The sequence below is a fragment of the Sellimonas catena genome, from assembly GCF_027924685.1.
GTDB classification, from domain to species: domain Bacteria; phylum Bacillota; class Clostridia; order Lachnospirales; family Lachnospiraceae; genus Sellimonas; species Sellimonas catena.
The window spans coordinates 1-25,717 of record NZ_BSBO01000015.1; the positions used below are offsets into that span (position 1 = coordinate 1).

Below are 25,717 nucleotides of genomic sequence, written 5' to 3' on the forward strand. Positions count from 1 at the left end.
GCCAAGCCGGGAAGGGATAAACGCTGAAGGCATCTAAGCGTGAAGCCCCCCTCAAGATGAGATATCCCATACGGAAGTAGTAAGACCCCTTGAAGACGACGAGGTAGATAGGGCAGAGGTGGAAGTGCAGTAATGCATGGAGCTGACTGTTACTAATAGGTCGAGGGCATAACCAAGGAATGGTGGATAGGAAAAAGCAGGATGACAAAGAAGTGGACTTATATGTGGTTTTGAAGGTACATGGAAGTATCAAATGGCCCGGTGGCTCAGTTGGTTAGAGCGCCGCCCTGTCACGGCGGAGGTCGTGGGTTCGAGTCCCATCCGGGTCGTTTTGGGATCTTAGCTCAGCTGGGAGAGCATCTGCCTTACAAGCAGAGGGTCATAGGTTCGAGCCCTATAGGTCCCATTGCCAATCTGGCATTTTGCCAACGTGGCATTTAAATTAAAAACGCCAACGTGGCTCAATTGGCAGAGCAGCTGATTTGTAATCAGCAGGTTATCGGTTCGAGTCCGATCGTTGGCTCTACCAGGTTAATTGGTATTCTGGATGGATTCCCGAGTGGCCAAAGGGGGCAGACTGTAAATCTGTTAGCAACGCTTTCGGTGGTTCGAATCCACCTCCATCCACTTGCATATTTCATAGGAAATGTGCTATAATATATAATAACTTCATAATAACGCGGGGTGGAGCAGTCTGGAAGCTCGTCGGGCTCATAACCCGAAGGTCGTAGGTTCAAATCCTGCCCCCGCAATTTTTTTTGTCCTTTTTTATTGAGGATAGGCCCAGATAGCTCAGTTGGTAGAGCAGAGGACTGAAAATCCTCGTGTCGCTGGTTCGATTCCGGCTTTGGGCATTGAAATTATATTTATGGAGCATTAGCTCAGTCGGTAGAGCACTTGACTTTTAATCAAGTTGTCCGGGGTTCGAATCCCCGATGCTTCACTGAAACAGACCTCATATGAGTAATAACTCATATGGGGTTTTTGTATTGCAGAATTTTCTGAAAGCCAGGATATGAAAGTGGGTTCTATTATAAAATATGTAAGATTTTAGTGAAAAAACTGAAATAAGTTTGACATGGAGGTCTTCTGACGATAAACTGAAATTAGGAAAAGAAGGAGAGAGAATATGAGGAGAATCTACGGTAAGATAAGGGCTGCGCTGATGATTGCCTGTTTCTTTGCCATAATTGCTGCAGGTGGATGTTCAGGCGGCGAAGAGACGGATCAGAGTATCATATCAGAAAATGTTTATAAGTTGGGGACTCAGGAAGTACAGATAGATTTGCCTGGAGATTTTGAGTGTACAGATCAGAGTGACGATAGTGTTGTACTGTCCGGAGATGTTGGAGAAGTCAGAATTGAATATAAAGAAGAAGGTGTATCCTCGGAGCAGTTTCCAAAAACAGAGCAGGAGTGTGCAGCCTTGTATGAAGAGATTATCGGAAATATGTCTTACCAGATTGAAGAGTTTCGCTCCTATGAAAGTGAAGGACTTTATTATGCTACGATTAGATATGATCTTGAAAATGAAATAAAATATCTGATTGCATCCGGAAACTTTGGAATGGAGTATGGATGTCAGATTTCAGCGGTTTTGAATACGGGAAACAGGGAAACTGCAGAGGAAATTCAAAATGCAGTTTATAATGTGAAGGTATTCGCAGAGTAAAAACAGGACCATGAATATGGAATGAAATCAGCTGCCCTTTAAGGAAGGGCAGCATTTTTTACAGGAGGGAATTATGACGTTGTATGAAAAGCTGGATGCATATGGAAAGTCGGATTATTACGCATTTCATATGCCGGGGCATAAGAGAAATGTAAACTTTATGGAGGAAAATCTTCCTTTTGGGATCGATATTACGGAGATAGAAGGATTTGATGATCTGCATCACTGTGAAGGAATTCTAAAGGATGCGCAGACGCGGGCGGCCTCTGTCTACGGGGCAGAAGAGACCCATTTTCTTGTAAATGGAAGTACGGTCGGCATTTTGAGTGCGCTGGCGGGGTGTACAAGAAGAGGAGATGAGGTGCTGATCGCGAGAAACTGTCACAAATCGGTTTATCATGCGGTGGAAATCTTCGGGATGAAGCCGGTCTATATTTATCCGAAAAAGCAGGAGAATGAGGAAGCAGTACTAAGCGGCTGTATTGATGCGGCAGATGTGGAGCAGATTTTGGAACAGAGGAGAGAGATCCGCGCGGTAATGATTGTTTCTCCCTCTTACGATGGTGTAGTTTCTGATATAAAAAAAATTGCCGGAATCGTACACAAATACGGGATTCCGCTGATTGTGGATGAAGCACACGGCGCACATTTTGGATTTCATGACTATTTTCCGGAAAATGCGAATAGACTAGGAGCAGATATTGTAATACACAGTGTACATAAGACGCTGCCTTCCCTGACACAGACGGCGTTGCTTCATATGAACGGATCAATAGTGGATCGTAAAAGAGTGGAGCGGTATCTTCACATACTGCAGTCAAGCAGTCCATCGTACGTTCTGATGGCCGGGATTGATGCATGCATTCATATGCTGGAGACAAGGAAGGACGAGGTTTTCGGTAATTATGCAGAAAATCTGGACAGCCTGCGGGAAAAGCTCCGGAAAATGACACATTTGAAATTGTGTGAATCCACATCGTATGACAGATCCAAAATTGTTATCTCTACAGAGGGGACGGACTGGTCAAGCAGAGAGCTTTCCGAAAAGCTTTTCCATACCTTCCATCTTCAGATGGAGATGACAGCAGGAAATTATATTCTTGCAATGACGTCTGTGGCGGATACAAAAGAAGGATTTGATCGTCTGGAGAAAGCGCTTCTTGAGATTGACAAACAGGTTAAAACCTGTCAGGATAGTAAAAAGATACGGACGGAAATTCCGAAAGCTGAGCAGGCCAGAATCCCGTGCTGGCGGGATGAGGTCAGCGAAGAAGAGAAAGAAAAAGTACGCTTTGAAGAGTGCGCAGGCAGGATTTCGCTTGACTTCGCATACCTGTATCCGCCGGGATGTCCGATCGTTGTTCCGGGAGAAAGAATTTCTGCCCGGGCGGCAGAGCTGCTCTGCCAGTACCGGGATATGGGATTTACTATTGAAGGAACAGAAGAGGAAAACAGAATAGGAGTGTGGATAAATGGGTAAGATTTTCTATCTGATGGGGAAAAGTTCCTCCGGAAAAGACACGATTTTTAAGGAACTGAAAAAGAGAATGCCATTTCTTCATACCGTGACGATTTATACGACAAGACCGATGCGTGAAAACGAACGGGACGGGGAGGAGTACTTTTTTGTAGATGATAAAGTTCTGGATGCGTTTCAGAAAGAAAACAGGGTGATTGAACTGCGGGAATACCATACTGTTCACGGCATCTGGAAGTATTTCACGGCTGATGACGGAAAAATCCGGCTGGAGGATCAGGATTATCTGATGATCGGAACGCTGGAATCATTTGAAAAGATGTGCGGTTATTTCGGGAAAGGGCAGATTGTACCCGTCTACGTGGAAGTGGAAGATGGAGAACGTCTTTTCAGGGCACTTTCAAGAGAGCGGATGCAGGAGAAGCCGAAATATGCGGAAATGTGCAGGAGATTTCTGGCAGATACAGAAGATTTCTCCGAGGAAAACCTCAGCAGATGCGGCATACAGAGGCGGTTTCAAAATATAGTACTGGAAGACTGCCTCAATGAAATAATGCTATATATTCAGAAATGTTTGTGATATAATTATATTGGATTAAATTTACCAGAATCGGGGATTGACATAGAAAAAGAAGGTGAAAATAATGACGGGATTTAAAGATGTTGTCGGGCGTAAGGATTTAGTATCTTATATTCAGAAAGCTATTACGCAGAACCAGATTTCCCACGCCTATATTTTAAATGGAGAGCGCGGATCAGGAAAAAAGATGTTTGCACAGCTGTTTGCGATGACGCTTCAATGTGAACGGGGCGGAGCAGAGCCGTGTAATGAGTGTCATTCCTGCCGTCAGGCTCTATCTGGAAATCATCCGGATATTATCAGGGTGGTTCACGAAAAGCCGAATACGATCAGCGTGGATGAGGTACGTGTACAGATTAATAATGATATTATGATCCGGCCTTACAATGGAAAATATAAGATCTATATTGTGCCGGATGCGGACATGATGACGCCTCAGGCACAGAATGCGTTGTTGAAAACCATAGAGGAGCCGCCGGAATATGCGGTGATTTTTCTTCTTACAGAAAATGCGGACAGCCTTCTGCCTACGATCTTATCACGGTGTGTTATTTTAAAGATCAAGAATGTAAAGGATGCGCTGATAAAAAAATATCTGATGGAGCAGATGGAGATACCGGATTATAAGGCGGACGTCTGCACTGCTTTTGCTCAGGGAAATATGGGAAGAGCGATCATGCTCGCGACCTCAGAGCATTTTAATGAGATCAAAGAAGAGACGCTCCAGATGATGAAATACATCAAGGACATGGAGCTTCCGGAGCTTTTGAAGGCGCTGAAAAGCCTCTCCTCGTACAAGATAGAGGTAGATGATATCCTGGATCTGATCAGTGTATGGTATCGGGACGTTCTGCTTTACAAGGCGACGAAAGATATCAACGGAGTGATATTCTCAGATCAGATGAAGTACATCAAAGAGAGGGCAAATACAAGCTCCTATGAAGGGATCGAGACGATTCTCAAGGCACTTGAGACAGCCAAGACAAGACTGAAAGCAAATGTAAATTTCGATCTGGTGATGGAGCTTCTGCTACTGACTATAAAGGAGAACTAAGATATGACAAGAATTATAGGAGTTCGATTCCGTCCGGCAGGGAAGGTTTATTACTTTGCTCCTGGAAAATTCCATATAAAAAAAGGTCAGCAGGTAATCGTTGAAACGGCTAGAGGAATCGAATTTGGAAATGTAGTGATCGGACCGAAAGAGGTGGAAGACGATCAGATTACACAGCCTTTAAAGTCTGTCATCCGCCTTGCGACGAATGAGGACCGGAGAATAGAAGAGCGAAACAGGGAAAAAGAAAAAGAAGCATTTCAGATCTGTCTGGAAAAAATCAGAAAGCATAAGCTTGAGATGAAGCTGATTGATGCAGAGTATACGTTTGATAATAATAAAGTGCTTTTCTACTTTACAGCAGATGGAAGAATTGACTTCAGAGAACTTGTAAAGGATCTGGCAGCGGTTTTCAGGACAAGGATTGAGCTGAGACAGATCGGAGTGCGTGATGAGACGAAGATCCGTGGAGGAATCGGAATCTGCGGAAGAGAGCTTTGCTGCCATACATATCTGTCGGAATTTGCTCCGGTATCGATCAAGATGGCAAAGGAGCAGAATCTTTCCCTTAATCCGACAAAGATTTCCGGAGTATGCGGAAGACTGATGTGCTGCCTTACAAACGAGCAGGAGACTTACGAAAAGCTGAACAGCAGACTTCCGTCTACAGGAGATACGGTAACGACTCCGGAGGGATTAAAAGGAGAAGTACAGAGCTTAAGCGTTCTGCGCCAGCTTGTCAAAGTCATTGTAACACTGGAGAATGATGAAAAGGAAATCCGGGAATACAAGGCTTCGGATCTGAGATTCAGACCAAGAAGAAAGAAGAGCGACATGAAATTGTCCAAAGAAGAAATGAAGGAACTTGCGGCACTTGAGAAAAATGAAGGAGCGTCGAAACTGGACAATGTGTAAGTTAAAAGAAGGCGAGAGACTGGACGATCTTCAGACACGTGGATATGAGATCATCCAACATCCGGGGAAATTCTGTTTTGGAATGGACGCGGTCCTTTTAGCCAGTTTTGCAAAAGTCAAGAAAGGTGAACGTGCTCTTGATATCGGAACCGGAACAGGCATTATTCCGATTCTGATGACAGTCAAGACTGACGGAGAAGACTTTACAGGGCTGGAGATCCAGGAGGAGAGTGCTGACATGGCAAGAAGAAGCGTAAAGCACAATCATCTGGAAGATAAAATCACTATAAAGACAGGCGATATCAAAGAAGCGGCAGACTATTTCAAAGCTGCTTCTTTTGACGTCATTACCACCAATCCGCCGTATATGATCGGGCAGCACGGGATTACAAACATAAACAGCGCGAAGACGATTGCCCGGCATGAGGTGCTCTGCACTCTGGATGACATTCTGCGCGAAAGCGCAAGACTTCTGAAATTCCACGGCAGATTTTATATGGTGCACCGGCCATTCCGGCTGGTGGAGATTTTCACCAAAATGGCGGCTTACGGCATTGAACCGAAGCGGATGCGCCTGGTTCATCCTTATGTGGACAAGGAGCCGAATATGGTTCTGATAGAGGGGAGCAATAAAGGAAAATCCAGAATTCAAATAGAGCCGCCTTTGATTGTCTACGAAAAAGATGGAAGCTATACAAGGGATCTTCTTCTCAACTACGGGATGGGAAGAGCAGGAGAAGAATAAAGGAGAAACCATGTCAGGAATATTATATTTGTGCGCTACTCCAATCGGAAATCTGGAGGATATGACGTTCCGGGTGATACGGACATTAAAAGAAGTGGATCTGATTGCAGCGGAAGATACGAGAAACAGTATTAAGCTCCTGAATCATTTTGAGATCCATACCCCTATGACGAGTTATCATGAATATAACAAGATCGAAAAGGGTCGAAAACTGGTGGAAAAGCTGCAGGAAGGAATGAATATCGCCCTGATTACAGATGCAGGGACACCGGGAATTTCGGATCCGGGAGAAGAGCTTGTAAAAATGTGCCGGGAGGAAGGAATTACTGTGACGTCTCTTCCGGGAGCGTGCGCGTGTATCACGGCTCTTACGATATCCGGCATGCCGACCAGAAGATTTGCATTTGAGGCGTTCCTGCCGCAGGATAAGAAGGAGCGGCAGCAGATTCTTTCGGAGATGAAGGAGGAGACAAGGACGATCATCCTCTATGAAGCGCCTCACAGGCTTGTAAAGACAATCAAAGAACTTGCGGAAACTCTCGGAGGGGACAGGAAAATCACGATATGCAGGGAACTCACGAAAAAACATGAAACTGCTTATATGGATACGCTCGACGGGGCATGCCGTTTTTATGAGGAGAATCCTCCGAAAGGCGAATGTGTGCTTGTTCTGGAAGGAAAAAGCCGCGAAGAGATGGAGGAAGCAAAAAAGGCCAGATGGCTTGCGCTTTCCGTAGAGGAGCATTTTCAGATCTATCTGGATCAGGGACTCGAAAAGAAGGAAGCGATGAAGCGGACGGCAAAAGACAGAGGAGTCAGTAAGCGTGATATTTATCAGAAACTTATCCGGAAAAACTGACAAAATATGTCAAAAAAGTGTTGGTCACCTTGTACAGAATCCTAAAAAATGTTTGTGCAATCATGCACTAGCGTTTTTTGGGATTTTTTTTTATACTAAATACATCGAAAAAAACGGTTTAAGATTTAGGAGGAAGCACCAATGGCAAGTTTATCATTGAGACATATCAATAAAGTTTATCCAAACGGCTTTGAAGCTGTAAAAGATTTCAACCTTGAAATCGAAGATAAAGAATTCATCATTTTCGTAGGACCTTCAGGATGTGGTAAATCTACTACACTTCGTATGGTTGCAGGTCTGGAAGAAATTTCTTCAGGAGAATTAAGAATCGGCGATAAAGTTGTAAACGATGTTGAGCCGAAAGACAGAGATATCGCGATGGTATTCCAGAACTACGCTCTGTATCCGCATATGACAGTTTACGATAACATGGCATTCGGACTGAAATTAAGAGAAGTTCCGAAACCGGAAATCGACAAAATGGTTCGTGAAGCAGCTAAGATCCTTGACCTTGAAAAACTGCTTGATCGTAAACCGAAGGCTCTTTCCGGTGGACAGAGACAGCGTGTTGCTATGGGACGTGCGATCGTTCGTAATCCTAAGGTATTCCTTATGGACGAACCTCTTTCCAACCTGGATGCAAAATTAAGAGGACAGATGCGTATCGAGATCTCCAAACTTCATCAGAGACTTGGTACTACAATCATCTATGTAACACATGACCAGACAGAAGCTATGACACTTGGTACAAGAATCGTAGTTATGAACGCTGGTGTTGTTCAGCAGGTAGATACTCCAAGAAAACTGTATGATGAACCATGCAACCTGTTTGTAGCTGGATTCATCGGATCTCCTCAGATGAACTTCCTTGATGCACAGTGTGAAGTTTCCGGAGACAAGGTTCTGTTAAATGTAGGACCTGCAAAGATCGAACTTCCGCCTGCAAAAGCTAAGAAACTCATCGATGGAGGATACGCAGGAAAGACAGTTGTACTTGGTATTCGTCCGGAAGACGTACATGATGAGCCAATGTTCATCGCATCTTCTCCGAATACAGTAATCGAAGCTACAATCCGTGTATACGAAATGCTTGGTGCAGAAGTTTACTTACACTTCGATTACGAAGGAGCAAACATGACAGCTCGTGTTGATCCAAGAACAACAGCAAGAAACGGAGATACAGTTAAATTCGCATTCGATGCTGAAAAGATCCACGTATTCGACAAAGAAACAGAAATGACAATTACAAACTAATCTGTTTTGAAAATAAGATTTCAGAGCGGCTGCCGTACAGATTTTGTGCGGTAGCCGTTTTTTCAAATTTGAAAAGAATAGTGGTTGACATTTCAAACAAAAATAGGTATATTATTAATTAATAAAAGGGAGTAACTGGCGCTTGGAAAGAGCGTTACAGGTTCGTCAGTACGGCAGATTATCTGCCCGGATCGAGTATGAAACAGTGAGACTTTTATTGCATGAGCGAAATGCAGTAAAAGCCTCTTTTTTTATACTTTATTTTTCTGCATGAATCGCGAAAGAAAAAATGGTACACCCTATAAGAAAGTAAGGAGGAAGAAAATGAAACAGTATTATCAGATGGGGTCTGATGAAACCAGGATGGACATCAACGGCTCACTGGAATCACTCTCCAGTGAGAAAGCCCGGGAAAATCAGAAAAAATATGGCCCAAATGAGCTACAGGAAGAGAAAAAGAAAAGTGTTGGAATGATCTTTCTGGAACAGTACAAGGATTTCCTTGTAATTATTCTGATTATCTCTGCAATTATTTCGGGATTTCTGGGTGACGCGGAGAGTGCGATCGTTATTCTGATCGTTATCACGATTAATGCAATTCTTGGAACGGTACAGACTGTCAAAGCAGAAAAGTCTCTGAACAGTCTGAAAAAGCTTTCCGGACCGGAAGCAAAGGTAGAGCGTGACGGGATTGTGACACAGATTCCGTCCAGAGAAGTAACAGTAGGAGATATCGTCATTCTGGAAGCAGGTGATCAGGTTCCGGCAGACGGAAGAATTATTGAGCAGGCAAGTCTGAAGATTGATGAAAGTGCACTGACAGGAGAAAGTATTCCTGTTGAGAAAAGTGAGGATACGATAGAAAAGGAAGTACCTCTTGGAGACAGAGTTAACATGGCATTCTCAGGAAGCTTTGTCACATACGGAAGAGGAAAATATGTTGTGACCGGAATCGGTATGGAAACGGAAGTCGGTAAGATTGCATCTTTGTTAAAGACGACATCAGAAAAGAAAACTCCTCTTCAGGTCAACCTGGATCAGTTCGGACAGAAGCTGTCCATCCTCATTCTGATTCTCTGTGCGATTTTGATGGGAATCAATGTATGGAGAGGAGAATCTTTTGGTGACGCATTTATGTTTGCGGTAGCACTTGCGGTAGCAGCAATCCCGGAGGCATTAAGCTCTATCGTGACGATCGTACTTTCTTTCGGTACTCAGAAAATGGCAAGGGAACATGCGATTATCAGAAAGCTGCAGGCTGTAGAAGGTCTGGGAAGCGTATCGGTTATCTGTTCTGATAAGACAGGAACACTGACACAGAACAAGATGACAGTAGAGGATTATTACGTTGCAGGACGAAGGATGGCAAAAAGTGAAGTATCCCGGGAAGATGCGGACACGAAAAAGCTGATGTTTGCAAGTATTCTCTGTAATGACGCAAAGAATGTCAATGGTGAGGAGATTGGGGATCCTACGGAGACAGCGCTTGTCACATTCGCGGGAAACTGCGGCATGGACGTGGAAAAAACCCGTGAAATATATGCAAGAATCTCTGAAGTTCCTTTTGACAGTGACAGAAAGCTAATGTCCACAGTACATGAAACAGAAGAAGGGACCATCATGCTTGTCAAAGGTGCGGTAGATGTCCTTTCACAGAGAATGGAACAGATCCGCAAAAACGGCGAGGAAAAGCCGATGACGGATAAAGACCGGGAAGACATCGCTGAAATGAACCAGGAATTTTCCAGACAGGGACTTCGTGTTCTTGGATTTGCATATAAGAAACTGGAAGGCAAGAAGGGAATTACAGCCGAAGATGAAGATCATCTGACATTCCTTGGACTGATCTCGATGATGGACCCGCCGCGTGAAGAGTCAAAAGATGCAGTAGCAGAATGTATCCGCGCAGGAATTAAACCTGTTATGATTACAGGTGACCATAAAGTAACGGCAGCAGCTATTGCAAAGAGAATCGGAATTCTCAAAGAAGAGTCCGAGGCATGTGAGGGTGCGGATATAGAAAATATGTCCGATGAAGAACTGAAAAACTTTGTAGAACATATTTCTGTTTATGCCCGTGTTTCACCGGAACACAAGATCCGGATCGTAAAAGCATGGCAGGAAAAAGGAAACATTGTTTCTATGACCGGTGACGGTGTCAATGATGCACCTGCTCTGAAACAGGCAGATGTCGGAGTGGCAATGGGAATCACAGGAACCGAGGTGGCAAAAGATGCAGCCTCCATGGTACTGACAGATGATAACTTTGCAACAATTGTCAAGGCAGTAGAAAACGGAAGAAATGTATACCGGAACATCAAGAGTTCCATTCAGTTCCTGTTGTCAGGAAACTTCGGAGCAATCCTTGCCGTTCTGTATGCGTCTATCGCAGGACTTCCGGTTCCGTTTGCACCGGTACATCTGTTGTTCATCAACCTGTTGACAGACAGTCTTCCGGCGATCGCTCTTGGACTGGAGCCTCACAGAAAAGATGTTATGGATGAGAAACCGAGAAAGAAAGACGAGTCGATTCTTACAAAAGACTTCCTTCTTAAGATTGTGACAGAAGGTCTTTCCATCGGTGTCATGACCATGATCGCGTTTATGATTGGATATACAAGCGAAGGCGCTCTTCTCGGAAGCACTATGGCATTCGGAACACTCTGTCTGTCCAGGCTGTTCCACGGATACAACTGTAAAGCCGACAAACCGGTTCTGTTTAAGAGAGGTTTCTTCAATAATATCTACCTTCAGGGAGCATTCCTGATCGGGTTTGTCCTGATTACAGCCGTATTGACAATACCGGCACTGGAAGGTATATTTAGTGTAACTTCATTAAGCATAACACAGCTTTTGACGGTTTATGGACTTGCAATTTTAAATATTCCGGTTATTCAGTGTATCAAAGCAATCCGTTTCGGAGTAAAATAAAGGGGACTTTATATGGAATTAAACAACGAGAATATGAAAAAAATAAGACACCTGATCGTTTTTACAGCACTTATTATTCTGTGCTTCTGGAAATATGAGATGGTGATTCAGGCAGTAAAATTTGTGATCAGTGTGCTGTTTCCTTTCATTCTCGGTGGTGCGATTGCATTTGTGTTTAATGTACCGATGCATTTTATTGAGAACCGGCTGATTCAGGAAAAGTGGAAAAAGAAATATAAAGCCGTGCGGAAGCTTGCAAGACCTGCCAGCCTGATTCTTACGATTATCTTTGTGATCGGCATTGTGGGAGGCGTTCTCTTTGGAGTCCTCCCGCAGCTGACCGGAACGATCGCAAAACTTGGCGCCAGCATCCAGGCGTTCATTCCGAAAGTACAGGAATGGGCAGATAACTGGTTCCACAACAATAAAGAAGTGATGGCCTATTTCAATCAGCTGGAGTTTAACTGGCAGAAGGTGATCGAGGTTGCTGTAGACTGGGTATCAAACGGCGCGGGAAACATCGTGGAATCCGGTGTGACGGCGGCAATGAGTATTGTAAGTGGGTTTACTACGTTTTTTATCGCGTTTGTATTTGCATGCTATATCCTTCTACAGAAGGAGAAGCTTTCTGTTCAGGCTAAGAAAGTGCTGTTTGCATTCGTGGAGAAAGGAAAGGCAGAAGCGGTCATTGAGGTCTGCTCGCTGACATACCGCACTTTTTCCAACTTCCTGACTGGACAGTGTGTGGAAGCAGTGATTCTCGGAACCATGTTTGTCATTGCAATGAGTATTTTCAAGATGCCGTACGCATGGCTGATCGGTATCCTGATTGCCTTTACGGCACTGATTCCGATTTTCGGAGCATTTATCGGATGCGCAATCGGAGCATTCCTGATCTTTATGATCGATCCGATTCAGGCATTCTGGTTTATTGTTCTCTTCCTTGTATTGCAGCAGATTGAAGGAAACCTGATCTATCCTCATGTAGTAGGAAATTCCGTGGGCCTGCCTTCGATCTGGGTACTGGCAGCAGTCAGTATCGGCGGAAGCCTGATGGGAATTGTCGGAATGTTGATCTTTATTCCGATTGTTTCTGTCCTTTATGCCCTGTTCAGGGAGGTTGTTTACCTGAAACTGAAGAAAAACAATATTAAAATGAAAGATATTCAGCAGAGCGGAAAATAATCTGCCGGATTCCCACATATAATGTGAAAAAAGAAGTGTGGGAATCGATGCTGAATTATTTATGGGCGGGGATGATTCTGATTGGAATCATCTTCGCTGCGTTTACAGGGAAAATACCGGACATTACAGACGCGGCGCTTGACTCTGCCGGGGAAGCTGTGACACTTTGCATTACCATGATGGGTGTGATGGCCTTCTGGATGGGGCTGATGGAGATTGCCACAAAGGCCGGCATGATCGAAAAAGGCGCAAAGATTCTGAAACCCTTTGTCCGGTTCCTGTTTCCGGAAGTACCGGGAGGACACAAGGCAGGAGAATACATTACGACGAATATCATCGCCAACTTTCTCGGCCTCGGATGGGCCGCGACACCCGCAGGTCTAAAAGCCATGGAGGAGCTTGGAAAACTGAATCACGGAAGTACATCGGCCAGCAACGCCATGTGTAACTTCCTCATCCTGAATATCTCGTCCCTTCAGCTGATCCCGGTCAACGTGATCGCCTTCCGCAGCCAGTACGGAAGCGTGGAGCCCACGGCGATCGTTGGGGCGGGAATTGTGGCGACGACGATCAGCACGGCAGCAGGAATTGTGTTTTGTAAAGTGATGGATCGGAAAAAGACCCGGAGAGCGTGAGGCTCTCCGGGATTTTTAATTTTCTTCCTTTGAATTCGTTAGTGTAATAACAGTAGAGAAAACATGACTCTGCTCATCGTAGGATAATTCGTAGTTTCCTTCATATTTTTTCACTACACGGAGAACACTTTTCAGTCCAGTACCGTGAATGCCATTTGGAGATTTTTGCGTTTTTAAACGGCCTTTTGTATCTATGGCCGGTTTCTGAATACACGAATTTTTCACGGAAAGCAGAAGCAGATTATGAGACTTTGAAAAACCAGCATATACTTCGATAAAAGAATCCGGGCAACCGGTGGCAGCTTCTACTGCATTATCAAGCAGGTTACAGAAAAGGGAAATCATGTCGTATTCATCCATAAACGACAAGGCCTGCTTTCGGATATCGATATCCAATGTAATATGGAGATGCTCACATCTTTGCAGATAACGGTTGAAAATTGCGTTCAGGAAGTCATTCTCGCAAACACGCATAGAAACCTTGAGTTGAGAAGAATGAGTAAGTCTTTCTATGTAGTCGCTGATTTTTTGATTTTCATGTTCATTATTCAATAAAGAAATCGCATAAAGGTGTTTCTTGATATCGTGAATCACAAGTTTCTGGGCATCTGTTTGTTCGGCCAGCATCTGATAAAAATGGACCAGATCGGATTCCTTTTGCATTTGTAGATGCATTTGTGTAAACTCCTCGTTTTTCCGCTGGGTGTAGGAGAAGAGGAAGTAGATGAAGATATTGACTATCAAAAGCAAAAGGCTGCTAAAAGCCATTAAGTATCCAAAATGAGAAGGTAATTCAACATAATATCCGATAACCAATAGTGTAGAAGTAACTCCAAAGCATAAAAAAGAAATCAAAATAAATGCGATAGAAATATTAGGTGGGATATTAGAAGACTTTGATTTATATATATGGGACAGGCCATATAATATAAAGAAATATAGTTGTTTGCTTACAACACCTAAAAGTATGACATTTTGCAGGCTGTTATTGGAAGTATATAGGTGCAGTGCAAGCTGATGGAAGGCATTTGAGACTATGAATTCACTTAATCCCATAATGGTAGTTACCATAACTGCATGAAAAAGGGCATAGTACCATCGTAGATTATAAGAAAATAAAATATAAATCCAGTTCATTAAGCAAAAGGCAAAAACATTAAGAAGAACATTTTTTGCAAAGGAGAGTAGGAATAAAATCATATAAAGTAAGAAAAGAACACTCCATTGCTTTGCCGCCGAGCGCCTTGGCACAAATAATGAGTTACAATATTGCTTCAAAATGCAGGCTTCTATACAGTAAATGAGAAAATAGAATAGAGAAATCAACATAGTAGTTTAAATCCTTTATTTAGTGCTATCTAGATATAATAAATAAGTGTTTTTAAATAATGTATATTTTCTTCGGGTTAAGTAAGCTTGAAAGCGGTTATCGTATAAATAAACTGTGTCGTGAGTAAAGTGACATACATATTTAAGATTGATGAGAAAACTTTTATGTGTTTGGAAAAAAGATAATCCATTTAATTTATTCACCCAATAATTCATAGAATGAATAGAACTATAAGAGCCATTAGTTGTATAAACAGTTATCTTGCGGTCACGAGCTTCAATAAAAATAATATCATTGGTATAAACAGTATAAACTTCCGATTTTGTTTCAATTGCTATCTGGAGAGATTGAGCATTATAAATGCGAAGCGCATCTTTTAAGTTGCGAAAAAGACGTAACTTGTCTATGGGCTTATTTAAGTATCGAAACACATGAATTTCCATTGCACTATCAAGATATTCCATAAAAGAAGTAACGATAAAAATAATAACACGCGGATTTAATTCTTTTAATTTGGCAGCGGTGGTAATTCCACTCATCCCCGGCATTTCAATATCGAGAAACACAATGTCAGGATGCTGCTGACTTGAAAGAAGAGTTTCACCTGAGCAGCAGGGAATAAGGGCAGGACACTTTAATTTGTTTTTTTTGAAATATTCCTGAATATAAGTAGAAAGCTGGTTAATGATATTTTCGTCATCGTCACATATAAAAATATTCATAATATCCTCAACCTTTCTGTGGTATCTGGATTTATTTTACATAAGTTTTTTTAAAATAGCAATTAAAAAGCGCAGACATAATGAAATGTTATTTTGTCTACGCTTTCTTTGAGTTTATAAAAGATTTCGATTGTTCCAGTCTTTATGGTTTCTCTTAATTAAAAGTTCTATCATATTACGAATTAAGAGGACGTCTTCCTCGGCACAGAGTCTTAAGCCGGTAAGAATGTCTTGAGAAATATCATTCGTATGCATATTTCCTAACAATAGATAATCAGGGGTTACATTTAATAATTCGCATATATTTAAGAGAAGTTCCAGACTTGGCTTTTCTCTTCCGTTCTCGACAGAAGACAAATGATTATTGGAAATATTCAGTTTTTCTGCAAGTTCATTTTGCTTGATATTTAGTTCTTTCCTTCTCAGCTTGATTCTTTTTCCAATAGATTTATATTGTACATCCATAATATCACATCCTTTGACTTATTCTAACAAGTTTTAAGAGAATTTGAAAGAATAAACTACAGAACTGATCAGGAATTATAGATAAATGAAAAGAGATAACCAATAAAATACATAGAAAATTCTGCATAATATTATTTTTTTGCACGATTTAGTGTGATTTTGCCAAAAAAGTAAAAGATTATACCTTAGAGCCTAAAGGTAAGATTTTAAGAATAAAATTTGATAGAATAAAATCAGAATTTAAAATGAGGAGTTGATAATTGTGAGACAAAATAATTTGAATGAAAGAATTTCACGGAGGATAAAAAAATGTTTGGATCAAGTGTTACATATTGAGGCAAACACTTCGTCATGTGCATATATTTTTCAACCGAAAGCCCCGGAAGAACTGAAGAACTTTAAGAGGCAGAGAAGGTGCAAAGATGAGAAAAAAAATTGTGACTTGGATGATTGATAATGGGAGCATAGATGAAGAAGAAAGAGAAATTTATGAATATGCGATTCAAAGCTTGAAGCTACTAATCATGCCAGTTTTTTATGCGGTATTTATGGGATATATACTACAGGAATGGAGGATTACAGCCTGTTTCGTTTTTGTATTTGCTATAGTACGAAAATTCAGTGGAGGTTATCATGCTAAAACGGAATTACAGTGTACTTTCTTTTCTATTTTATCAATTTTTGCGGGGGTTGAAATTACAAGAATGATAGTGCCAGGCTGAGGTTTGAGAATTGCTTTTTTAATTTCTGTATTAATTATTTTGATATTTAGTCCTATTGATTCACCAAATAAAAGAATAGATAGAAATGAAAAAAGAGATCTTTGTAAAATAGTATTTATAATAGAAATAATTATTTGTGTGACTGTTTTGATTTTAGAAAATAGCAAATGTGATAATTGTATGAAAAGTATTATGATAGCAAATATTTTTGTCGCATTATTTCAAGTGCTTCAAATAGTAATCAACATATTACAAAATACTATTTATAATTAAAAAATAATGAATTAAATATTATAAAATTATATATTGAAGAGATAAGTAAATATATAGAAAGATAAGAATAAATTTGAGCAATTAGTTAATGCAGAGGTAAAGGATATGGAAGTACAAAATTTTAGAAAGCCTTTTATTCATTTATTTTCCTGTTCCACAGGATATTATTTGTATGATGTAAATACGGATTCAATTTTAAAAATTAACAGTGATACGTATGATAAGCTAAAAATAGATGAAGGTGAGGCAGAAAATGAACAGATTCAAAAATTAAAAACTTGCGGATACTTAAAAAGTTCCCGTGTGCAGATCTCAGAACATCCAGCAACAAAACTTTTACCTTCACTTTATAAAAATCGTGTGGGAAATTTGACTCTGCAGGTTACACAACAGTGTAATTTAAGATGTGATTATTGTGTATATTCTGGAAAATATTATACGAGGACACACACGAATAAAAAAATGAGTTTTGAAACCGCAAAAAAGGGGATGGACTTTATTTTATCACATTCGGATTCTTGTGAGGAGCTCCGAGTTGGATTTTACGGAGGAGAGCCGCTATTAGAATTTGATCTGATAAAAAAATGCGTAGAATATTTGGAGGATAAGGTAAAAGATAAAGTAATTCATTTTCTTATTACAACTAATGGAACGTTACTAAAGGATGAAATCTTAAATTATCTTATCGAAAAAAAGTTTCGAATAACTATTAGTTTTGATGGTCCTAAAGAAATTCATGATAGATATAGAAGGTTTGCGGGAAGTGAAAAAGGAAGTTACGATATCGTTATGAAAAATGCTCGATATATAAAAGAGCATTATTGGGATTTCTTTATTTCTAATGTAGGATTTAATACAGTAATCAATCCAGAAGAAAGCTATGCGTGTATAGGAAACTATTTTAAGGGTGAAGAATTATTTCAGGATGTATATTTCACTTCTGGATTAGTCAGAGACGAGGGGAAAAAAGAAAAAACTACATCATCAGATCAATTTGTTGAAGAATATAATTATGAGTATTTTAAACTGTTAATGAACAAATTGGGCAAAATAAAAAAAGAAAATACTTCTGTAATTTGTAGAGACCAAATTGAGTATTTAAAATTATTGCGTGGAGGAAAGCAACAAAATGAAAATATAGAGTTACCAGCAAAATGGCATCATGGCGGACCTTGTCTTCCAGGGATAAGAAGCTTATTTTTGACAGTAGAAGGAGATTTATATCCATGTGAAAAGGTTTGTGAAAATGTGGAGTTGGCAAAATTAGGAACGATCGATTCTGGAATAGATATTCAGAAAGCCACTAGAATCTTAAATATTGAAGATTTAACATCTGATCAGTGTAAAGGATGCTGGGCATATCGTTACTGTGATTTTTGTATACGGTATGCGGAAAAAGACAAAAACGAATTAAAGCAATGTTTATTACAGAATTGTTCAAACGTAAGAAAAAAGATTGAAAATATTTTTAAAGATTATTGTATATTACGTGAACTGGGATATGATTTTGAAACAGAATCTTTGAGAAAGGGAAATCAAAATGAAAGAAGTTAATAGAGAGCTGTTTGATATTGATACTTCGATAGTATATGTGATAGGACTTTCTGAAGTACTATATAATTTCCAATTGTTATTTGATTTAAAAAATTGTTTTGAGGAGAAAGGGTATAAAGCAGCATTATTTACTGATACATTGACTAAAGATGAAATGGATGATGTATATAGTCTTCACGAATATTTAGATCCAGAAATATCATCTGAAAAATTAGTGATAGCGAATCGCTATATGAAAGAAATTGAAATAACCCATAATTATGATCTGTTTCTTGTTGGGATTGAAAAGGGAACCGTTTCATTTGGGAGAGAGATTTTAGAAGATATGGGGCTTACTGTGTATAGCATATCACGAATCCTTCATCCAGATTGTGTAGTGTTACAAATTTTTTGGGGAGATTATGAAAAAGAAGATATTAAAAAAATAGAACAAGAAACAGAACAAATATTAGGAGAGGAAATTGACTTTATTAATATAAGAAATAAAGCGGTAGATTTAAATGAATCTCTGAAAAAGAATGAAATTATTTCGTTTGAAATTGAAAAAAAATTGGTTGATTCTACGATGAGAGGACTAAAAAATGAATGTATTTTTGCATTAGATAGTCAAAACGAAATCGAAAGATTAACAGAAGCAATTATTACAAGACTGCAAAATTATGTGGAAATAGAGAGAGTATAAAGAAAATGAAAGAAAATATTAGTAATAAATTAAATGAGATTTTTCTTAAAAGAACAGGGATAAATTTCCAAAAACAGCCTCAATTAAAAGAGGAAAATTTGTTGGGGAAAAAATTGAGTATACCTCCAAGAGAGTTAGTTATGATTTGTGCTGATATAGAAAGGGAGTTTAATATCTATATACCGGAAACAGATTATATAGATGGAAATGTAAAAAATTATGCAAAAATAGAACGGATGATACGTAGACTGTTAAAATTCTAAGAATTAACAGTAGATAGCTAAAATAAAAAGGAGGTGAAAAGTATGGAAAAAAGATTAGGGAAAAAAGTATATCGTAAAATGCCAACGATGCAGGTTATGACAGGATGTTTGTGCATTACAGTATGCAATGATGCAGGAGTCGATATGGGTCAGTTGCTTTTTATCATGATTGCACCATAAGGCAAAAAGAAGAGGGGATTACAAATTTGTAATCTCCTCTTCTACACAAGGAGTAAAGGCATAGTATTTATGAATACATTAAAAATTGATTTAAAAAGAATTATTTTTATGTGCAAGAAGTACCTCTTGTTACTTTTGGCATGCATAATTATAGAAAGCATCATAACCTATATTCAACCGTTTTTAGTAACAAAAATTACAGATGATGGAATTATTAAAGGTAATTTTACAGTACTATTGTATTCTGTTATTTTATTTTTATTAGCTAAAGTCATAGGTGCCGGAAGTGGGGTACTGCGGTCATATGGATTTATGAAAATACATAACAAGATGTTTGCTTTATTAAATGAAAAAATGTTTCAAAAATTATATCGGTGCCCTATGAGTTTCTATAAAGACAAAAATGGAATGGAGATTATCAATGCGCTACAGACAGATATACAATATCTGTCTGCGATTTTTGATGAAATAGCAGCAGTTTCTGTAGGGGCAGTATTTCAAGTACTGGCAGGTGCGTTGGGTTTATCAGTTGTTAATAAAAATATGACAGTGCTTTTATTTGTAATGATTGGGGTCAAATATGGAATCGTCACTTTGTTTTCAAAAAGAAAAAGAGATATCCTAAGAGAAAACTTAATTGTAAATAATCAATTTATGTCTTGGTTAGAAGAACAAGTAAACGGAATGAGGGAAATGAAGTTATGGACGTTATATAACTTTAAAAATAAAGAGCTAAGGAAGGTACGGAAGATTCTGCTTGATTCTTATCAAAAAAATGTTATGTGGGATCAAAAATATTCTTTCTGTGGAAATATTCTAGACGCACTTGTAATAGGAATAATTTACCTAGTGGGAGGATATTTCGTAATACAAAGACAAATGACAGCTGGGAGTCTGTTAGCATTTGTTACATATTGTGGAACTATCAATTCGTCTATTACATTATTGATTGATGTTAAGTATTATTTTGCGAAGATAAGACCTTCTGCGGATAGATTTTATACTTTTTTAAATAGAGAAGAAGAACCTGCGCTCTTTACAAAAAGCGTAAATAACTATATGGATGAACAAGGAAAAACACCAATAATTGAATTTAAAGATGTGAAATTTTCATATGATAGACAAAAAAAAGTTATAGATGGTATATCATTTCAGATTTATGAAGGCGAAAAAGTCGCAATTATTGGAAAAAACGGAGCGGGTAAAACAACAATTTTTAATTTGATTACAGGTATATGCCATCCGGATTCAGGAGTAATTAAAATAGAAGGTCAAGAAATCCAGAAAATTGGAGTAGAAACCATTAGAAATAATATTGCTGTAGTAAGCCAGAATCCTTTCTTTTATAATGCATCAGTTTGGGATAATATAGACTTAGGTAGAAAATATAGCAAAGAAGAGATTGTAAGGAGTTGCCGGAAAAGTGGTGCAGATGATTTTGTTTCTCAAATGAAGGAAGGATATGAAACCATCCTTGGAAACGGTGGACAGAAGTTGTCGGGAGGAGAAAGGCAGAAAATTGCTGTTTCAAGAGCATTATTAAAAAAAGCTAAGATTGTGCTTCTGGATGAGGCGACAACAGGATATGATATGGAGTCACGTAAAGTATCAATGAAAGAACTATTCCCAAATCAGACTGTAATTGTTGTAACACATCATCAAGAAGAATTGGAAGGTATGGACACGATATATAGACTGCATCAAGGAGAAATAGAAAAATTGAACAGAGGTGGGGGGAAATGACGTTTCAGAAAAAAGAGAAACTGATTAAGCATATACAGATCGCCAGTGGGATTCTTACAATTCCGCCATTGTTTTTCATGAAATTTCGTGCCCCTGGGGAATCGCTTTACTGGTCGGGAATGATTATCAGGATGTTTAATGAAGAAGAGTTTCATCCGGAATATATAATTTTCATATTGGTTTCTCTTTATGTGTTCGCATCGGTCATTCGAACAACTTTTATTTTGCGTGGGAAAAAACAAGAGTGGTTAGAATATCTTCCTGCGATCAGTATGGTTTTGTATGGAGGGCTTCTTGCAGTACTTACTAATACTATGGATCTTACACTTTATGTCAATTTTCCATTATATTATATGGCAATTTCGGCAGTGGAATTTGTGAGTGTGAAATATCTGGAACAGCAGGAAGAAATCAATGAACGGTATGAGACGCTTAAGGAGGATGAACGAAAAGAAAGAGCCCATCGAAAGAAGGCAAATTATTTTCCGGGTAAATATCCAAAAGAATTTTATCAGGTTATTCGAAAGAATTTTCGTTATCGAGGAAAAAATCAGGTTATTTTTGTTATGGCAGCGATGCTGCTTGCAGCAATCTGTTACATTGTTTTTTCCATGTACCAAATGACAGATAAACTTTACGGAGGAAAGGAAGAGTCCGATTCTGCGTTGGCAAGTGTCATGTTTGGAGAGGGAATTCATGGACTTTTTCAGAGTCTGGCGTTGATCTTAGGAATTTTAAGCGTTTTGATGATGGTCATGGTCATTTCCTGGTACATAAAGGAACAGAAGAAAGAATACCGGTTGATGGTTATTCTTGGTATCCGGAAAAATACAGCGTATCTTATTTTCCTTGTGGAATTTTTTATCAACATTCTGATTGCGGCAATGATTGGAATTCCTGCCGGAGCTGTGGGAGCGGTTCTCATGAGAAGGGCATTTACAAAGAACTTTCATGGAAACGTAGATCTGCCGGGAGTGGTAAGTGCTCCGCAGATTTTCTTTGGCTTTTTGGTTTACCTTGTACTGATGCTTTTGGCGCTGGGATTTAATCAGGAGAATTTCATTGCACTTGGAAATTCGACTAATCTGACAGAAGAAAAGGCGAAGGAAAGAAGACCGAAAAGAAATCTGTTTTTACGTATCATGATTGGAATATTTCTCTATGTGCTTGGAATGGCATGGTTTTCCATTCGGGGATGGGCGGAAATGAAAGTGGTTTACTGTCTTCCGGTACTGGGAATCCTCTGCTTATTGATGGGAGGACTGGCGCTTTGGCTGCAAAAGCGAGAGCACAAGGCAGGATATTATCAGGGAATTTTCCGGTGGAATACATTTTATTACCGGTTCTGGAAAAATGTATGGCTGCTGTTCTATCTCTCTGTTGCTCAATTTTTGCTTCTGGCAGTATTTTCCCCAGCGTTTATCAGTTCTATGATGAAGCAAAATGTAGAAGGTATGTATCCATATGACATTGTATGCATGGCGTATGAGGCGGATATCCCTGATCTGGAAAAGATTGCAGGGGAAGCAGGGGCAGATATTATCGAGTACCCGATGGTAAGAATGACCTCTATTTATGGAAGTGATAAAATTCCTTCGTGGGCGGGAGGAATTCGACCGGTTCAATGGCCGCAGGGACAGCATATTGCAATTTCTGAAACATCTTATAATCAGATGAGAGAGGTCATGGGAAAAGAGAGAAGAAATCTGGAGCTTTCAGGAGAGAAGATGCATGTGGTCTATCAGCAGGATCTTTCAGTCAAGACCAATACGATTGACTGGGATACTACACGGATTGAAAAACATCTGCGTTTTGGACAGCCGCTTCAATATTATAATACAGCTGATTATCGGAATATCTTTCCGGAGAGAAATATTGTTAGTGAAGAGAGGGATAGCCTGATTGGGATTTTTCAGCAGGGGAAGCAGGAAAACCTGATTGTCCTGTCTGATGAATATTTTGAAAAGGCATGGAATGAAATTTCTGCCTATAATCGAGAAAATTGGAATGTACGGGAATCTATTACAGATGAAGAGTGGAAGCTTTATACAGTATCTCATGCAGGAAATCTGACAGAAGGTCCGACAGTACTGCTTTGCATGAATATTCCGGATGGAAAAACAAAGCAGGTTACAGATCAGCTTGAGTATTTGAAAGAAAAGAATCGATTTGATCAACTTTGGGATCGTTCTATCCAACCATTTTATGAGAAGTCGCAAATGATTCAGAATACAGAGTCTGAAATCCTTCTTACCCGGACAGCGAATGGATTTATCCTGCTGATTCTGATGATCATGGCAGTTTTTCAGTATTTTCTGTTTGTCAAGGAGGAGGAAAACAACTGGAAATGGGATAATGATTTTTTGGAAAAACTGGGTATGAAGGAAAAGGACAGAATGAAGAAAGTTGTATTTCAACTCCGTTTCTTTATACTTTTTCCTGCAATTCAAGCACTAATCGGAGGCATTCTATTTACCGCCCTGACATTAAAGACAAGATTGTTTACTGGAACAGAAATTATGCAGTTCAGTGGCATCATGGGAACCGTCTATAGTTTGTATGTATTGATCTGGTTTGTGATGTATGAAATTATGAAATGTGACGTCAAAAAACGGTTGATGAAGAAAAGATAAAAAATGTCTTTTGACAATAAAATGGTTGAAAAGATTGTTCTTATTTGTAAAAATATTTTAGTCCTAGCTTGACACCAGCCAACTTTCTCGGCCTCGGATGGGCCGCGACCCCCGCAGGCCTGAAAGCCATGGAGGAGCTTGGAAAACTGAATCATGGAAGTACATCGGCCAGCAACGCCATGTGCAACTTCCTCATTCTGAATATCTCGTCCCTTCAGCTGATCCCGGTCAATGTTATTGCCTTCCGTAGCCAGTACGGCAGCGTGGAGCCCACGGCAATCGTGGGAGCAGGGATTGTAGCGACGACGATCAGCACAGTGACGGCGATTATATTCTGTAAGATGATGGATCGTAAAAAGACCCGGAGAGCGTGAAGCTCTCCGGGATTTTTTTGTGGACTGGTTAGAAATGAGGATTTGTGGTATAATAAATTGAGTTATAAGTCAAATAATTGAGAAGAACAATGGAGAAAAATATGTTAAAGAACAATATCGAAATGGATATAAAGATGAGATGTATCGAGAAATCTACTACGCAGGCAAAGATTGCAGAGAATATCGGAACATCACCGTCATATGTGAATAAGATTATCCGCAGTAAAGAGCAGATCATGAATAAGACGTTTCTTGCTATGATGGAGGATCTTGGCTTTGACGTTGAACTGAATTATGTGGAGAGAAAGGAATCGTGATTTATGTCAACAGTGTTGTCACAAATTTGAAAGGCGGGAAAATATGAGTAATGAGATTACAGTCGCAGGCAGCCTTATTCAGATTATCAGCCAGTCAAGACAAAATGCATTGAAAAAGGTTAATGAAGAATTGATTAATATGTATTGGAAGATTGGAGAACATCTGAGCACAGAATCCGAGAAGGCTTCGTTTGGCGATGCCTATATCGATACTGTGGCGGAAGAAATACAGAATGCTTTTCCTGGCATAAAGGGGTTCAACAGACGTGGCTTATATCGGATGAAGAAATTTTATGAAACCTATAAGGACGATGAATTTGTGACAACACTGTTGACACAAATAAGCTGGTCAAATCATTTGGCTATTATTTCAAAAGCGAAAACAGTGGAAGAACGCCATTTTTATTTAGCCTTGTGTGTAAAAGAGAATTATTCAGCAAGAGAACTTTCACGTCAGATTGATAGCGGATACTATGAGAGATACATGCTGTCTCAGGAAAAGCTGTTGCCTGAACCGATAAAAGAGTTGAAGGAAAATCCGTTCCTGGATTCTTATGTAATAGAGTTTCTGGATCTTCCATCAAATTTTAAGGAAGCTGATCTGAGAAAGGGTCTTATCAGCAATATGAGGGACTTCATTTTGGAGGTTGGCAGAGACTTTACTTTTATAGATGATGAGGTCAGGGTGCAAGTGGGAGGAGAGGATTACAAAATTGATCTTTTATTCTTTCATCGCGGCTTACAGTGCTTAGTGGCTTTTGAACTAAAGATTGGCAGATTTAAGCCAGAATATATTTCCAAGATGGATTTCTATTTGGAGGCGCTTGATCGGCAGAAAAAAAAGAAACATGAGAATCCAAGTGTGGGGATGATCCTTTGTGCATCAAAGGATGATGAAGTAGTTGAGTATGCAATGAGCAGAACATTATCTCCGATGATGGTCGCAGAATACCAGCTACAGTTGCCTGATAAGAGTGTGTTACAGAAGAAATTACAGGAATTGATCAATATGCCTTTGATGGAGGGTGAAGATTAGCGACGACGATCAGTACAGTAACGGCGATTATATTCTGTAAGATGATGGATCGGAAAAAGACCCGGAGAGTGTGAAGCTCTCCGGGATTTTTTTGCTGTAAGTAACATTTGCGCAAA

23 protein-coding genes, 7 tRNA genes, 1 rRNA gene and 2 pseudogenes are annotated in these 25,717 nt (G+C 39.7%); 30 read left to right on the top strand and 3 right to left on the bottom strand.

From position 1 onward, the window contains the following. The 19 genes from Selli1_RS08275 to Selli1_RS08365 all read left to right on the top strand — a co-directional run. Positions 1-176: ribosomal RNA gene (locus Selli1_RS08275) — 23S ribosomal RNA — on the top strand; the annotation flags it as partial. 79 nt (positions 177-255) lie between these two features. Continuing rightward, positions 256-329: transfer RNA gene (locus Selli1_RS08280), tRNA-Asp, on the top strand. 4 nt (positions 330-333) lie between these two features. Beyond that, positions 334-406 (top strand) — tRNA-Val (locus Selli1_RS08285). 44 nt (positions 407-450) lie between these two features. Then, positions 451-523 (top strand) — tRNA-Thr (locus Selli1_RS08290). A 22-nt stretch (positions 524-545) separates the two neighbouring features. Next, a tRNA-Tyr gene (locus tag Selli1_RS08295) sits at positions 546-627 on the top strand. A 51-nt stretch (positions 628-678) separates the two neighbouring features. Further along, positions 679-752 (top strand) — tRNA-Met (locus Selli1_RS08300). 29 nt (positions 753-781) lie between these two features. Beyond that, positions 782-854, top strand: a tRNA-Phe gene (locus Selli1_RS08305). 16 nt (positions 855-870) lie between these two features. Continuing rightward, positions 871-943 (top strand) — tRNA-Lys (locus Selli1_RS08310). A 186-nt stretch (positions 944-1,129) separates the two neighbouring features. After that, positions 1,130-1,672: a hypothetical protein gene (locus Selli1_RS08315; protein ID WP_087253941.1), complete on the top strand. Its 543-nt coding sequence runs from the start codon at positions 1,130-1,132 to the stop codon at positions 1,670-1,672. Positions 1,673-1,742: 70 nt separating this feature from the next. Continuing rightward, the gene (locus tag Selli1_RS08320) at positions 1,743-3,152 is read left to right on the top strand and encodes an aminotransferase class I/II-fold pyridoxal phosphate-dependent enzyme (RefSeq protein ID WP_087253939.1); all 1,410 of its coding nucleotides are present in this window, start codon (positions 1,743-1,745) and stop codon (positions 3,150-3,152) included. Further along, positions 3,145-3,729, top strand: coding sequence for a nucleoside/nucleotide kinase family protein (locus tag Selli1_RS08325; protein WP_087169564.1), 585 nt, complete (start codon positions 3,145-3,147; stop codon positions 3,727-3,729). Before Selli1_RS08320 ends, Selli1_RS08325 begins: the two co-directional genes overlap by 8 nt. A 64-nt stretch (positions 3,730-3,793) precedes the next feature. Then, a complete protein-coding gene (holB, locus tag Selli1_RS08330) occupies positions 3,794-4,783 on the top strand; it encodes a DNA polymerase III subunit delta' (protein ID WP_191434831.1) in 990 nt (329 codons plus the stop codon). A 3-nt stretch (positions 4,784-4,786) separates the two neighbouring features. Next, positions 4,787-5,698: a PSP1 domain-containing protein gene (locus tag Selli1_RS08335; protein WP_087169566.1), complete on the top strand. Its 912-nt coding sequence runs from the start codon at positions 4,787-4,789 to the stop codon at positions 5,696-5,698. Next, positions 5,691-6,443, top strand: a complete 753-nt coding sequence (locus tag Selli1_RS08340; RefSeq protein ID WP_087169567.1) for a tRNA1(Val) (adenine(37)-N6)-methyltransferase — start codon at positions 5,691-5,693, stop codon at positions 6,441-6,443. Before Selli1_RS08335 ends, Selli1_RS08340 begins: the two co-directional genes overlap by 8 nt. A 10-nt stretch (positions 6,444-6,453) precedes the next feature. Next, the gene (gene rsmI / locus Selli1_RS08345; protein WP_087169568.1) at positions 6,454-7,302 is read left to right on the top strand and encodes a 16S rRNA (cytidine(1402)-2'-O)-methyltransferase; all 849 of its coding nucleotides are present in this window, start codon (positions 6,454-6,456) and stop codon (positions 7,300-7,302) included. 141 nt (positions 7,303-7,443) lie between these two features. Next, complete coding sequence (locus Selli1_RS08350) at positions 7,444-8,556, top strand: ABC transporter ATP-binding protein (protein WP_281872713.1); 1,113 nt, start codon at positions 7,444-7,446, stop codon at positions 8,554-8,556. A gap of 324 nt (positions 8,557-8,880) precedes the next feature. Further along, the gene (locus Selli1_RS08355) at positions 8,881-11,487 is read left to right on the top strand and encodes a calcium-translocating P-type ATPase, PMCA-type (protein ID WP_191427990.1); all 2,607 of its coding nucleotides are present in this window, start codon (positions 8,881-8,883) and stop codon (positions 11,485-11,487) included. Positions 11,488-11,499: 12 nt separating this feature from the next. Beyond that, a complete protein-coding gene (locus Selli1_RS08360) occupies positions 11,500-12,672 on the top strand; it encodes an AI-2E family transporter (protein WP_138373950.1) in 1,173 nt (390 codons plus the stop codon). A gap of 47 nt (positions 12,673-12,719) precedes the next feature. After that, a complete protein-coding gene (locus Selli1_RS08365) occupies positions 12,720-13,307 on the top strand; it encodes a nucleoside recognition domain-containing protein (RefSeq protein WP_087169572.1) in 588 nt (195 codons plus the stop codon). Between the two features lie 15 nt (positions 13,308-13,322). On the opposite strand, the gene Selli1_RS08370 is transcribed toward Selli1_RS08365, so the two are convergent. From Selli1_RS08370 to Selli1_RS08380, 3 genes are all read right to left on the bottom strand, one after another. Beyond that, on the bottom strand, positions 13,323-14,585 hold the full coding sequence (locus Selli1_RS08370; RefSeq protein WP_281872717.1) for a sensor histidine kinase: 1,263 nt from the start codon (positions 14,583-14,585) through the stop codon (positions 13,323-13,325). A 66-nt stretch (positions 14,586-14,651) separates the two neighbouring features. Next, the gene (locus tag Selli1_RS08375) at positions 14,652-15,359 is read right to left on the bottom strand and encodes a LytR/AlgR family response regulator transcription factor (RefSeq protein ID WP_087169574.1); all 708 of its coding nucleotides are present in this window, start codon (positions 15,357-15,359) and stop codon (positions 14,652-14,654) included. 114 nt (positions 15,360-15,473) lie between these two features. Further along, a complete protein-coding gene (locus Selli1_RS08380; RefSeq protein ID WP_182466596.1) occupies positions 15,474-15,824 on the bottom strand; it encodes a helix-turn-helix domain-containing protein in 351 nt (116 codons plus the stop codon). Positions 15,825-16,086: 262 nt separating this feature from the next. On the opposite strand from Selli1_RS08380, the gene Selli1_RS18670 reads away from it, so the two are divergent. The 11 genes and pseudogenes from Selli1_RS18670 to Selli1_RS08430 all read left to right on the top strand — a co-directional run bounded on the left by Selli1_RS18670 (position 16,087) and on the right by Selli1_RS08430 (position 25,601). Then, positions 16,087-16,278, top strand: a complete 192-nt coding sequence (locus Selli1_RS18670; protein WP_182466597.1) for a cyclic lactone autoinducer peptide — start codon at positions 16,087-16,089, stop codon at positions 16,276-16,278. Then, a pseudogene (locus tag Selli1_RS08385) lies at positions 16,247-16,819 on the top strand (accessory gene regulator B family protein). The gene Selli1_RS18670 and the pseudogene Selli1_RS08385 overlap by 32 nt, the downstream one beginning before the upstream one ends. A 105-nt stretch (positions 16,820-16,924) precedes the next feature. Continuing rightward, the gene (gene ccpM / locus Selli1_RS08390; protein ID WP_118637918.1) at positions 16,925-18,373 is read left to right on the top strand and encodes a Cys-rich peptide radical SAM maturase CcpM; all 1,449 of its coding nucleotides are present in this window, start codon (positions 16,925-16,927) and stop codon (positions 18,371-18,373) included. Next, complete coding sequence (locus tag Selli1_RS08395; RefSeq protein ID WP_118637920.1) at positions 18,360-19,055, top strand: hypothetical protein; 696 nt, start codon at positions 18,360-18,362, stop codon at positions 19,053-19,055. The genes ccpM and Selli1_RS08395 overlap by 14 nt, the downstream gene beginning before the upstream one ends. Before the next feature lie 5 nt (positions 19,056-19,060). Further along, positions 19,061-19,318 (top strand): hypothetical protein, encoded by a 258-nt coding sequence (locus Selli1_RS08400; protein WP_118637922.1) that lies wholly within the window; start codon positions 19,061-19,063, stop codon positions 19,316-19,318. Positions 19,319-19,360: 42 nt separating this feature from the next. Continuing rightward, positions 19,361-19,498, top strand: coding sequence for a hypothetical protein (locus Selli1_RS08405; protein WP_182466598.1), 138 nt, complete (start codon positions 19,361-19,363; stop codon positions 19,496-19,498). 69 nt (positions 19,499-19,567) lie between these two features. Then, complete coding sequence (locus Selli1_RS08410; protein ID WP_087253925.1) at positions 19,568-21,241, top strand: ABC transporter ATP-binding protein; 1,674 nt, start codon at positions 19,568-19,570, stop codon at positions 21,239-21,241. Next, positions 21,238-23,874: an FtsX-like permease family protein gene (locus Selli1_RS08415; RefSeq protein WP_087169575.1), complete on the top strand. Its 2,637-nt coding sequence runs from the start codon at positions 21,238-21,240 to the stop codon at positions 23,872-23,874. Before Selli1_RS08410 ends, Selli1_RS08415 begins: the two co-directional genes overlap by 4 nt. A 77-nt stretch (positions 23,875-23,951) precedes the next feature. Then, positions 23,952-24,248, top strand: a pseudogene (locus Selli1_RS08420) (nucleoside recognition protein); the annotation flags it as partial. Positions 24,249-24,349: 101 nt separating this feature from the next. After that, on the top strand, positions 24,350-24,565 hold the full coding sequence (locus tag Selli1_RS08425) for a helix-turn-helix domain-containing protein (protein ID WP_087169588.1): 216 nt from the start codon (positions 24,350-24,352) through the stop codon (positions 24,563-24,565). Between the two features lie 43 nt (positions 24,566-24,608). Then, the gene (locus Selli1_RS08430; RefSeq protein ID WP_087169576.1) at positions 24,609-25,601 is read left to right on the top strand and encodes a PDDEXK nuclease domain-containing protein; all 993 of its coding nucleotides are present in this window, start codon (positions 24,609-24,611) and stop codon (positions 25,599-25,601) included. The last annotated feature ends 116 nt before the right edge of the window (positions 25,602-25,717 follow it).

Excerpts from the sequence above, each read along its gene's own strand:
- Selli1_RS08315 (WP_087253941.1), top strand. The coding sequence starts at position 1,130 with ATGAGGAGAATCTACGGTAAGATAAGGGCTGCGCTGATGATTGCCTGT.
- Selli1_RS08325 (WP_087169564.1), top strand. The coding sequence starts at position 3,145 with ATGGGTAAGATTTTCTATCTGATGGGGAAAAGTTCCTCCGGAAAAGAC.
- holB (WP_191434831.1), top strand. The coding sequence starts at position 3,794 with ATGACGGGATTTAAAGATGTTGTCGGGCGTAAGGATTTAGTATCTTAT.
- Selli1_RS08335 (WP_087169566.1), top strand. The coding sequence starts at position 4,787 with ATGACAAGAATTATAGGAGTTCGATTCCGTCCGGCAGGGAAGGTTTAT.
- Selli1_RS08340 (WP_087169567.1), top strand. The coding sequence starts at position 5,691 with ATGTGTAAGTTAAAAGAAGGCGAGAGACTGGACGATCTTCAGACACGT.
- rsmI (WP_087169568.1), top strand. The coding sequence starts at position 6,454 with ATGTCAGGAATATTATATTTGTGCGCTACTCCAATCGGAAATCTGGAG.
- Selli1_RS08350 (WP_281872713.1), top strand. The coding sequence starts at position 7,444 with ATGGCAAGTTTATCATTGAGACATATCAATAAAGTTTATCCAAACGGC.
- Selli1_RS08355 (WP_191427990.1), top strand. The coding sequence starts at position 8,881 with ATGAAACAGTATTATCAGATGGGGTCTGATGAAACCAGGATGGACATC.
- Selli1_RS08360 (WP_138373950.1), top strand. The coding sequence starts at position 11,500 with ATGGAATTAAACAACGAGAATATGAAAAAAATAAGACACCTGATCGTT.
- Selli1_RS08365 (WP_087169572.1), top strand. The coding sequence starts at position 12,720 with ATGCTGAATTATTTATGGGCGGGGATGATTCTGATTGGAATCATCTTC.
- Selli1_RS08375 (WP_087169574.1), bottom strand. The coding sequence starts at position 15,359 with ATGAATATTTTTATATGTGACGATGACGAAAATATCATTAACCAGCTT.
- Selli1_RS08380 (WP_182466596.1), bottom strand. The coding sequence starts at position 15,824 with ATGGATGTACAATATAAATCTATTGGAAAAAGAATCAAGCTGAGAAGG.
- ccpM (WP_118637918.1), top strand. The coding sequence starts at position 16,925 with ATGGAAGTACAAAATTTTAGAAAGCCTTTTATTCATTTATTTTCCTGT.
- Selli1_RS08395 (WP_118637920.1), top strand. The coding sequence starts at position 18,360 with ATGAAAGAAGTTAATAGAGAGCTGTTTGATATTGATACTTCGATAGTA.
- Selli1_RS08400 (WP_118637922.1), top strand. The coding sequence starts at position 19,061 with ATGAAAGAAAATATTAGTAATAAATTAAATGAGATTTTTCTTAAAAGA.
- Selli1_RS08405 (WP_182466598.1), top strand. The coding sequence starts at position 19,361 with ATGGAAAAAAGATTAGGGAAAAAAGTATATCGTAAAATGCCAACGATG.
- Selli1_RS08410 (WP_087253925.1), top strand. The coding sequence starts at position 19,568 with ATGAATACATTAAAAATTGATTTAAAAAGAATTATTTTTATGTGCAAG.
- Selli1_RS08415 (WP_087169575.1), top strand. The coding sequence starts at position 21,238 with ATGACGTTTCAGAAAAAAGAGAAACTGATTAAGCATATACAGATCGCC.
- Selli1_RS08425 (WP_087169588.1), top strand. The coding sequence starts at position 24,350 with ATGTTAAAGAACAATATCGAAATGGATATAAAGATGAGATGTATCGAG.
- Selli1_RS08430 (WP_087169576.1), top strand. The coding sequence starts at position 24,609 with ATGAGTAATGAGATTACAGTCGCAGGCAGCCTTATTCAGATTATCAGC.